At 67.8% G+C, this 2,984-nt stretch carries 3 pseudogenes; all 3 read right to left on the bottom strand.

The window, feature by feature from the left end:
- Positions 1–15: 15 nt before the first annotated feature.
- Positions 16–405 (bottom strand): annotated as a pseudogene (locus IF89_RS41345) (transposase); the annotation flags it as partial.
- 10 nt (positions 406–415) lie between these two features.
- Positions 416–1,579, bottom strand: a pseudogene (locus IF89_RS43885) (IS110 family transposase); the annotation flags it as partial.
- A gap of 430 nt (positions 1,580–2,009) precedes the next feature.
- Positions 2,010–2,755 (bottom strand): annotated as a pseudogene (locus tag IF89_RS39235) (IS110 family transposase); the annotation flags it as partial.
- Positions 2,756–2,984: the final 229 nt, after the last annotated feature.

Consider the following 2,984-nt stretch of genomic DNA (forward strand, 5'->3'; position numbering starts at 1 on the left):
CCTCTATGGTTTTCGTCAAGCCGTAGTCGGTGTGGGTGGTTGGTAGAAGGTGCCGTCTCGGAGCATGGCGAAGAGGACGTCGATGCGGCGTCGGGCGAGTGCGATGAGGGCCGCGATGTGGTGCTTTCCCTCGCGGCGTTTGCGGTCGTAGTAGGCGCGTGACTCGGGCTGGGAGAGCGAGGCGAACGCGGCGAGGTAGAAGGCTCTTTTGAGCTGTTTGTTGCCGCGCCGGGAAGGATGTTCGCCGCGGATGGACGAGCCGGAGTTCCGGGTCACGGGCGCGAGGCCGGCGTAGGCCGCGAGGTGGCCGGCAGTGGCGAAGCCGGATGCGTCGCCGACGTCGATGAGGATGCGGGCGGCGGTCCTGATCCCGATGCCGGGCATTGAGATCAGGACCTGGGAAAGAGTTGTTGATGAGGCAGTGGTGGAGGCAGCCGAGCAGGCGGTTGAAGAGGTTGCGTTGGGCGGCGGTGTGTCGTTCGCCGGCTTCGCGTCGCCGGTCGTAATGGGCTCTTGCGCCGGGTGAGGAGAGGGCGGAGAAGGCCCAGAGGTAGCCGGCTGCGGCGAGTCGCTGGTTTTTGACCCTGCGGGCCATGACGGAGAGGCTTCTGCCGGACGCCCGGGTCACCGGCGCGGCCCCGGCGAAGGCCTTGAGGCCCTTGGCGTCGGTGAATCGGGATCGGTCGTCTCCGATCTCGGCGAGCACCCGGGCGCCGGTGAGAGATCCGAGCCCTGGGAAGCTGGTGATGATCTCGGCGTCCGGGTGCGTATCAAAAGACTCCACTGCCGCGGCGGTGAGTTCCTCGACGCTCTCGCAGGTGGCCGCGAGCTGCCGCAGCAGCGCGAGGGTCCGCAGGCCCATGGCCTGTTCGACCTGGGGCAGGTGTCTCATCTGCGGGATCCTGAAGGCTTCGCGGAGACGGTCCGCTTCCTCGTCGATGCCTCGTTTGCGGCCGGCCTTCTTCACCAGGGACCGCAGCTGGGTGCGGGTGAGTCGGGCGGCCTGGGCCGGGGTCGTGGCCGCGGCCAGAACGGTCCGGGCGAGTGGCAGGCAGAGTCCCTCCCGGGCGTGCGCGAAGGCGGCGAGGAAGCCGGGGAAGTACTCCCGCAGATGGGAGCGGAGCTTGTTGGCGGCCTGGATGCGGTCCCAGACCGCGTCCTGCTGGGCCCGGGCGAGGACGGCGATGGCCTGGACGAGTTCGCTGTCGGCGGGCAGCGGCCGGTGGGCGGCCCTGTCGGTGCGCAGGATGTTCGCCAGGACCATGGCGTCGAGGTGGTCGGACTTCTTGCGGGCGACGGCGTGACGTTCTCGATAGCGGGCTGCTGCCATCGGGTTGATTGCGTAGACGGGCCGGCCGGTTGCCCGAAGGCAGGCGACCAGCAGTCCGTGGGAGGTCTCGATGGCCACCGGTATGGGTGTGTCCGCGGTGTCGCCGTGTGTGGTGAGCAGGTCGAGGAGTTGCTGCAGGCCCGTTGCGTCGTCGCCGATCCGGGCCCTGCCTAAAAGGGTCCCTTCGCGGTCGACCACCGCGATGTCGTGGTGATCGCTGGCCCAGTCGATACCGCAGAACGTTTTCACCGGGTCCGGGTCCTCTCGGTTGGGGTGTGTCGCTGCTGGTCGCAGCCGTGCGGGGCACGCGTCTCCCTAATGGAAGGGCTCGATGGCCCTGCATCCGATTAGCCGTTCGTGACCCCAGCGATCCGCAGGGCCCTCGGTCTGTGAGGGAGCTCGTCAGGCTCCTGGCTCTTTGAGAGGTGACCCCTGCGAACGGCTTGGACCACGAACTTCAACGTTCCGGTCGTCTGCCTCGGTTCCGTACGAACGCGGTGGCAGCGGACGGGACCGGGTGCCGGCTCTTGACCAAGGGATCGAGTCCCAGGGGTGTGTCACGGCTATCCCGGTGCCGACCGCCGCCACCGCGAACGGGGAGTGAAGCCGGAGGCCGCGCTCTTTTTGAAGACCTCAAGGCCGGGTAACGGGTAGCGATCCGCCGGCTTCAATGCCCATTAGGGTGGGCCTCCAGGAGTTCCTCGATCCTCGCGGCGAGGAGTTTTCGCTGGTCAAGGACGGACTGGAGGGAGCTGGCGAGGCTGGGGACGATCACAGCGCTCGGCCATCCGCGGCGCCTTGGGGCGTATCAGAGTCACGAGGCGACGGCGTCCGGCCTTGCGAATCCGGGCCGGGGAGCCGGACTGGTCCAGCAGTTTGAGCACGGCCGGGTGCTGGATCCGCGGGCCCAGGACGCGTTCCAGGGAGGGGTGGATCTGAGTGAGGAGGCCGCGGAGCCTGTTGGCGATCCGGGTGGACTCTCCCGCGAGATCGTCGTCGAACCCGGCGATCATCGCGAGCTCGGCAATCGTCTCGTCCGCGGGAACGATCGTCCTGAGGGTGTGGGGCATTGCTCTGGCGGCGTCCGCGATGATGAAAGCGTCGCGGGCGTCGGGTCTTCGCCTCGCCGGGGTAGAGATCGGCGATCCGTCGCATCGTGAGTCCGGGCAGGTAGGCGACCTGGCAGCCTGTGTCCCGGGCGACCGCCAGTGGCAGGGCCCCGATGGAAGCGGGCTGGTCAACGACCACCAGCACTGTTCCGTGCTTGGCCTGCAGCTTGTCGAACAGCTCGCGCAGTTTCGGTTCGCTGTTGGGCAGCGGCTTGTCGAACACCTTCTTCCCCGCCCGGTTCACGGCGGTGGCGTGGTGATCGCCTTTGCCGACGTCCAGGCCCAGATAGACGTCGATGCCCGTCTCGTCCGACATGCCCTTTGCTCCCGTGCTCGCGTTCTCCCCGGCCTCACCTGCGGCATCAGCGTGCCGGCATCCACGTTACGAAGAGACTGCCCAGTGGGGCGCTCGTGCCTCTAATCAGCGGTCTGCCAATGCCTCCGGCACCGGCGACACCACCTTTTCGATCATCTCGACTGGGGGCTCGAGTCATACCGGGGCCGAAGGCCGGGAGCCCCATTGCGAGGCCACGAAGACGGTAACG

The organism is Streptomyces sp. NRRL F-2664, from assembly GCF_000719345.1.
Classification (GTDB): domain Bacteria; phylum Actinomycetota; class Actinomycetes; order Streptomycetales; family Streptomycetaceae; genus Streptomyces.